General features: G+C 72.3%; 6 protein-coding genes. 3 read left to right on the top strand and 3 right to left on the bottom strand.

Annotation, left to right across the window (positions count from 1 at the left end):
- Positions 1-143: 143 nt before the first annotated feature.
- The 3 genes from tsaD to tsaB are packed head-to-tail and all read right to left on the bottom strand — an operon-like array spanning position 144 to position 2,331.
- Positions 144-1,190 carry a tRNA (adenosine(37)-N6)-threonylcarbamoyltransferase complex transferase subunit TsaD gene (tsaD, locus tag ABZX11_RS47980; protein WP_354925851.1) on the bottom strand — a complete coding sequence of 349 codons (1,047 nt, stop codon included), beginning with the start codon at positions 1,188-1,190 and terminating at the stop codon, positions 144-146.
- The gene (rimI, locus tag ABZX11_RS47975; protein WP_217709634.1) at positions 1,190-1,669 is read right to left on the bottom strand and encodes a ribosomal protein S18-alanine N-acetyltransferase; all 480 of its coding nucleotides are present in this window, start codon (positions 1,667-1,669) and stop codon (positions 1,190-1,192) included. Before rimI ends, tsaD begins: the two co-directional genes overlap by 1 nt.
- Complete coding sequence (gene tsaB / locus ABZX11_RS47970; RefSeq protein ID WP_354925847.1) at positions 1,666-2,331, bottom strand: tRNA (adenosine(37)-N6)-threonylcarbamoyltransferase complex dimerization subunit type 1 TsaB; 666 nt, start codon at positions 2,329-2,331, stop codon at positions 1,666-1,668. Before tsaB ends, rimI begins: the two co-directional genes overlap by 4 nt.
- A 99-nt stretch (positions 2,332-2,430) precedes the next feature.
- Between tsaB and ABZX11_RS47965 the strand changes: the two genes are divergently transcribed.
- From ABZX11_RS47965 to ABZX11_RS47955, 3 genes are all read left to right on the top strand, one after another.
- A complete protein-coding gene (locus ABZX11_RS47965) occupies positions 2,431-3,855 on the top strand; it encodes an acyl-CoA synthetase (RefSeq protein ID WP_354925844.1) in 1,425 nt (474 codons plus the stop codon).
- Positions 3,848-5,176 carry a carboxyl transferase domain-containing protein gene (locus ABZX11_RS47960; protein ID WP_354925841.1) on the top strand — a complete coding sequence of 443 codons (1,329 nt, stop codon included), beginning with the start codon at positions 3,848-3,850 and terminating at the stop codon, positions 5,174-5,176. Before ABZX11_RS47965 ends, ABZX11_RS47960 begins: the two co-directional genes overlap by 8 nt.
- A 74-nt stretch (positions 5,177-5,250) precedes the next feature.
- The gene (locus ABZX11_RS47955; RefSeq protein ID WP_354925854.1) at positions 5,251-6,213 is read left to right on the top strand and encodes a serine hydrolase; all 963 of its coding nucleotides are present in this window, start codon (positions 5,251-5,253) and stop codon (positions 6,211-6,213) included.
- Positions 6,214-6,416: the final 203 nt, after the last annotated feature.

The following is a 6,416-nucleotide window of genomic DNA, read 5'->3' as shown; positions in this document are numbered from 1 at the left end:
GGCCGGGGTGGCGGTGTTCCTGAACCCGGGACCGCGCCCGTGGGTGATCGCGGGGCGCTTTCCCGCCTTGACAACGTGCCGCCGGCCGTAGTCACAATCAGGCTTCGGGGTTGCGGAAACCAACCGCGGAACCAACCGACGAGCTAAAGAGAAACCACATTAACCGGCAAAGCCGGATTCGCACTGAAGTCGAGCGGAGCAGTAGGCCGCTTACCAGCAACAACATGCGCACCAAGAGCAGCGATCATCGCCCCGTTGTCAGTACACAGCCGCGGCCGGGGAACCCGAAGCTCAATCCCCGCAGCAGCACACCGCTCGGCCGCAAGCTCCTTCAACCGCGAGTTGGCAGCAACCCCACCGGAGATGACCATCGTGTCGATCCCCTGCTCCCGAGCCGCACGAACAGCCTTCGCGGTCAGGACATCCGCAACAGCCTCCTGGAACGAAGCAGCAACATCGTCCACAGGAATCTCTTCACCCCGCCGAGCAGCACCCTCAACCCACCGAGCCACCGCAGTCTTCAGCCCGGAGAAGGAGAAATCGAAAGCAGCATCCCGAGGCCCGGTCATCCCCCGAGGAAACGCAATCGCCGAAGGATCCCCGTTCTTGGCCGCGTTGTCGATCGGCGGCCCACCCGGATAAGGCAGCCCCAGCACCCGGGCCACCTTGTCGTAAGCCTCCCCCGCCGCATCGTCCACAGTGGACCCCAGCTCGGTGATCGACGACGCGATGTCGTCCACGCGCAGAAGCTGCGTGTGCCCACCCGAAACCAGCAACGCCAGGCACGGCGCAGGCAACGGCCCGTGCTGCAGCGTGTCCACGGCAATGTGCCCGGCCAGGTGGTTGACGCCGTACAGCGGCACGTCCAACGCGGTCGCGTAAGCCTTCGCCGCCGAGACACCGACCAGCAGCGCACCCGCCAGCCCCGGCCCCGCCGTCACCGCGATCGCGTCCACATCGGACAGAGAGAGCCCGGCCGCGGCGAAGGCCCGCTCGGTCGTCGGGACCATCGCTTCGAGGTGCGCCCGGCTGGCGACCTCCGGCACCACCCCGCCGAAGCGGGCGTGCTGCTCGACGCTGGAGGCGACCTCGTCGGCCAGCAGCTCGACCGTGCCGTCGTCGTGCAGCCGGACCAGCCCGACGCCGGTCTCGTCGCACGAACTCTCGATACCCATGATGATGCGTGCCATCAGCCCGCCACCCCGTCCCGCGTCCGCGCCGGGCGGACCATCGTGTACGCGTCGGCGCCGGAAGGCTGGTAGTAGCGCTTCCGGATGCCGAGCCGCTCGAAGCCGTGGCGCTCGTACAGGGCGAGCGCGGTGGTGTTGTCCGTGCGGACCTCGAGGAAGACCGGGGCCTCGAACTCGTCGGCCCGCACCAGCAGGGCCCGCAGCAGCGCCTTGCCGATGCCCTGGCCCTGGTGTTCCGGCGCGACGCCGATGGTGTGCACGGTCGCCTCGTACTCGCCGCGGCGGCGGCCGACGACGGCGAGCCCGGCGTAGCCGAGCAGCTCGTCGCCCTCGTCCGGGCGGGCAGCGAGGTAGAAGTGGCCCGCGTCCAGTTCGGAGTGGAAGGCCCGGGCGCTCCACGGGTCGTCGCCGGTGAACAGGATCTGCTCGATCTCCACGCACCGGGCGATGTCCATGCGGCGCAGCGGCTCGAGTCTCACGGAGCGGTCACCCGTTTCGGCGCCGCGGGCTCGGCCGCGTCGGGGCGGCGCAGGTACAACGGCGTCAGCGGGGCAGGGGGTTCCGAAGCGAGCAAGGCGGTTCGGGCGGCTTTCACCAGCCCAGCGGGCGACGGGAAGCGCGGCTCGACCGGCTGGACGCCCAGCGCTTCGGCGTACAGCAGCGCGCCGTCACCGGCCGCGACCTTCAGGCCGGTGTCGAGGTCGGCGGGCCGCTGGACGTGCGGGCCGTCGGTGCGCCGCCCGGCCGCGTCGTAGGCGGCCCAGTAGACCTCGCGGCGCCGGGCGTCGGTGAGCACGAGGAAAGCGTCTTCACCCGGAGCGACGTCGGCGGCCAGCGCGTCGAGGCTGCAGACCGGGTACACCGGGATGCCGAGGGCGTGACCGAGGGCGGCTGCCGTGGCCATCCCGGCCCGCAGGCCGGTGAACGGGCCGGGGCCGACGCCGGCGACGATCGCATCGAGGTCCTTCAGCGTCACGCCCGCGGCTTCGGCGGCGGCCAGCACGTGCGGCGTGATCAGCTCTCCGTGGGCACGGGGGTCGACCGTGACGCGCTCACCGCGCGTCTCGACCGAGCCGCCGTCCAGCGCGACGACGCCGGCGGTGACCGCCGGGGTCGAGGTATCGATCGCCAGTACCAACACGGTGTCCCAGCCTACGACCAGCGTCTTCGCCGGGTTGCTGCAGGGGACCGATCCGCGCGGTAACGTGCTGATCGAGTCCGACACTGGGAGGTCCCCGCGGTGCCCGACCCCTTGTTCCCCTCGCTCGTCGCCGGTGCCGCGAAGGAAGCCTTGCGCTTCGGCGACCACGCCCTGACCTACGACGACCTGGCCGCCGTCGCCGGTGGGCTCGCCCGCGAGCTGCCGCCCGGCCGGGTCGCGGTGTGGGCGACGCCGACCGTGCACACCAGCGTCGCGGTCGTCGCCGCGCTGCTCGCCGGGGTGCCGGCGGTGCCGCTCAACCCGAAGATCGGCGAACGCGAGCTCGCCCACATCCTCGCCGACAGCGAACCGCAGCTGGTGCTGGCCGAACCGGGTGCCGAACTGCCCGCCGGGCTGGCCGCGCTGCCGCGCCGGGACATCCCGCTGACCGGCGGGGAAGCGTCGGTCCCGGCCGAGCCGGACCCCGAATCCCCCGCGCTGATCGTCTACACCTCGGGAACCACCGGGCCGCCCAAGGGGGTCGTCCTCCCCCGGCGCGCCCTCGCGACCACGCTCGACGCACTGGAAGACGCCTGGGGCTGGACCACGGACGACGTCCTCGTGCACGCGCTGCCCCTGTTCCACGTGCACGGGCTGATTCTCGGCATCCTCGGCCCGCTGCGCCGCGGCGGCTCGGTGCGCCACCTCGGCCGGTTCTCGACCGAGGGTGTCGCGCGGGAGCTGGCGGACGGCGCCACGATGCTCTTCGGCGTCCCGACGATGTACCACCGGATCGCCGGTGAGGTCGCCTCCGACCAGGTGCTGGCGGAGGCGCTCCGGAAAGCGCGCCTCCTGGTCTCCGGGTCGGCGGCGCTGCCGGTGCACGACCACCAGCGGATCACCGCGGCGACCGGCCAGCAGGTCGTCGAGCGCTACGGGATGACCGAGACGCTGATGAACACCAGCGTCCGCGCCGACGGCGAACGCAAGCCCGGCACGGTCGGCGTCCCGCTGCGCGGGGTCGAGCTCCGGCTGGTCGGCGACGACGGCGAAGTGGTCGAAGACCTCGAAACCGTCGGCGAGATCCAGGTTCGCGGCCCGAACCTGTTCACCGAGTACCTCAACCGCCCGGACGCGACGGCGGCGGCGTTCGACGGCGGCTGGTTCCGCACCGGCGACATGGCCACGCGCGACGCCGACGGGTACGTCAAGATCGTCGGGCGCAAGGCGACCGACCTGATCAAGAGCGGCGGCTACAAGATCGGCGCGGGCGAGATCGAGAACGCCCTGCTCGAACACCCCGGCGTCGCCGAAGCGGCCGTCACCGGCGAACCGGACGACGACCTCGGCGAGCGGATCGTCGCGTGGATCGTGCCGTCCGGGGCGCCACCGCTCGCCGACGAGCTGGCCGACCACGTCGCGAAGCTGCTCGCGCCGCACAAGCGCCCCCGGGTCGTGCGGTACCTCGATGCGTTGCCGCGCAACGACATGGGCAAGGTCATGAAGCGGGCGCTCGGTGCCTAGGCTGCCGGCGCGCGAGATCGTCGGCGCGATCGCCAACGGCTTCACGGAGTTCACCACGCCGCTGCGCGAGGAGCCGGCCGACGGCCCGATCGGCTGGCCGGGCTACCGCGCCGCCCGTGCCGCGGCGGAGGAACGCACCGGCGAGAAGGAGTCGGTCGTCTGCGGGACGGCCAAGATCGGTGACGTCGAAGCCGTGCTGATCGCCTTCGAGTTCGGGTTCCTCGGCGGGTCGCTCGGGCAGCGCACCGGCGACCGGATCGAGGCGGCGTTCGCACACGCCCGCGACGCGCGGCTGCCGGTGGTGTCGCTGATCGCCACCGGCGGCAGCCGCATGCAGCAGGGCATGCGCGCGTTGATGCAGCTGCAGCGGGTGGCGCGGGCGTCGGCGCTGACGCGTTCGGTGGGCATCCCGCAGATTTCGGTGCTGCGCGACCCGACGACCGGCGGCGGCTGGGCGACGCTCGGGGCGGGCGCCGACGTCATCCTCGCGCTCCCGGAAGCGCAGGTCGGGTTCGCGGGCTCGCGGGTGCGTCCGCCGGGCTCGCCGGAGGCGTACACCGCCGAGGCGCACCTCGGCTGGGGCCAGGTCGACGCCGTCGTCACGCCGGAGGAACTCGGCGGGGTGCTGGAGCGGTGGCTGCGGCTGCTGACCGCGCGGTCGTCGGCCGCGGCGCCCCCGCCGTTCGCGCGGCGGGCCGCGTCGTTGCCTTCGACGGGCTGGGAAGCGGTGCAGGCCGCGCGTTCGCCGGAGCGAGCACGGGCGGCGGAGTACCTCGACGCCTACTTCGACTGGCGCGAAGACGTCAGCGGCGACCGCGTCGGCGGCGCGGACCCGGGTGTCGCGTGCGGCTTCGGCTGGCGCGACGGCCGGACGATCGCGTACGCGGCCCAGTGCGGCACGCCGACGTTGCCCGCGGGCTTCCGGACGGCGGCGCGGCTGGTGCGGCTGGCGTCCCGCTTGGGCATCCCGGTGCTGACCCTGGTCGACACCCCGGGCGCGGCGAACGACGCGGCAGCGGAACAGGCGGGCGCGGGCGGCGCGATCGCGGAGCTGTTCGAGGCGGTGGCGACGGCTTCGGTCCCGGTGACGACGCTGGTGATCGGCGAAGGCGGCTCGGGCGGCGCGCTGGCGTTCGCGGCGGCGGGCTCGACGTGGGTGGCCCCGGACGCGTACTTCTCGGTGACGTCCCCGGAAGCCGCGGCGGCGATCCTCAAGCGGCCGGCGTCCGAGGTGCCGGACATCGCCAACCGGTTGCACCTGCGGCCGCAGGACCTGGTGGACCTGGGCGTCGCGCGGGCGGTGGTGGCTCCTGATCGATAACCGACCTCCGGCGGGTCCATCCGTGGTTGGATCTTGCGATGGGGTATCGACTCAACAGGCGAGCGGCGTTCGGTTTGGGGACCGCCGTCGCCGCAGGAAGCATTCTGGCCGGCTCTCCCGCGTCCGCGCAGGAGGCAGACACCGAGGCCAGCCCGGCCACCCCGGACCGGGCCAGGCAGCGGGTGAAGCGCGTCTACGACAGCGCGGCCGCTGAAGCAGGCGGCATCTGGAACTCCTACATCAGCGTGGCCGACGAAGCGGCCGTCGACGTGGCGTCCGACGAGATCGTCGAGGCGTACAGCGTCAACAAGGTGGCCGTCGCGGTGACCTTGATGGACAAGATCGACCGGGGCCTGCTCACGCTGGACCAGCAGGTCCAGGTGCCGGAGAGCATCGTGGTGCCGGGTGGTGACGGCATCATCATCCTGGACAAGGCGTACCCGAGCGCGTTCACGCTGGGGCACGTCCTGTCGCTGTTCCTCACGGTCTCGGACGACACGTGCGTCCGCCTGGTGGGGCTCGTGGTCCCGGCGGCCGAGATCAACCAGATCCTGGTGGCCAAGGGGTTCCCCCGGACCCAGGTGACACCGGTGGCCAACCCGAACCGCTACTTCCTCGGCAAGACGACCCCGCGCGAGACGCACGACCTGCTGAAGGCGCTGGTCGCGGGCACGTTGCTGAGCCCGGCGTCGACGGAGTACCTGCTGTCCATCCTGCGGTCGCAGGTGGCGTTCACCGACGGGATCCGCCGGGAGATGTCGTCCGTCGACCGGGCGAGGATCGCCACGAAGGCGGGCTGGCTGAACGACGGCCGCAACGAGGCCGGGATCATGTTCGACGGCGCGGGCAAGCCGGTGTTGATCTACTCGATGTTCGCGCACGGCCAGGCGAACCCGGAGGACTTCGGAGCCACGCACCCGGTCCGCCAGGCCGCGGCGAAGATGGGGCCGAAGTTCCTGCGCGCGGTCGACAAGATCGGCGGCGTCGGCGCAAGGGCGTTCCGAGCCCCGGCCTACCAGCAGTACAACGGCGGCTGAGCGCAGCCACTCGCGCGACCTGGTGCGGGGCGCAGACCCGCTCCAGGTCCGGCCCGCCCAACGGCAGCCGGACGACCGACCCGCACCCCACCCAGACCTCCCCCCACCCCGATCCGAAGCCAGCACACGGCCGGGGGGTGCGGGGGCAAGGGCGCCATAACCCCCAGAAACCCGAAAACCCGCCCGGGGGGCAAAACTAGTAA

This window comes from Amycolatopsis sp. NPDC004169 (assembly GCF_040610315.1).
In the GTDB taxonomy this organism is placed as follows: domain Bacteria; phylum Actinomycetota; class Actinomycetes; order Mycobacteriales; family Pseudonocardiaceae; genus Amycolatopsis.
The sequence above is the reverse complement of the archived record's forward strand: the minus strand, read 5'-3'. Positions and strand labels throughout refer to the sequence as shown.

Bases quoted from the DNA above. Each gene is read 5' to 3' on its own strand.
- tsaD (WP_354925851.1), bottom strand. From the start codon at position 1,190: ATGGCACGCATCATCATGGGTATCGAGAGTTCGTGCGACGAGACCGGC.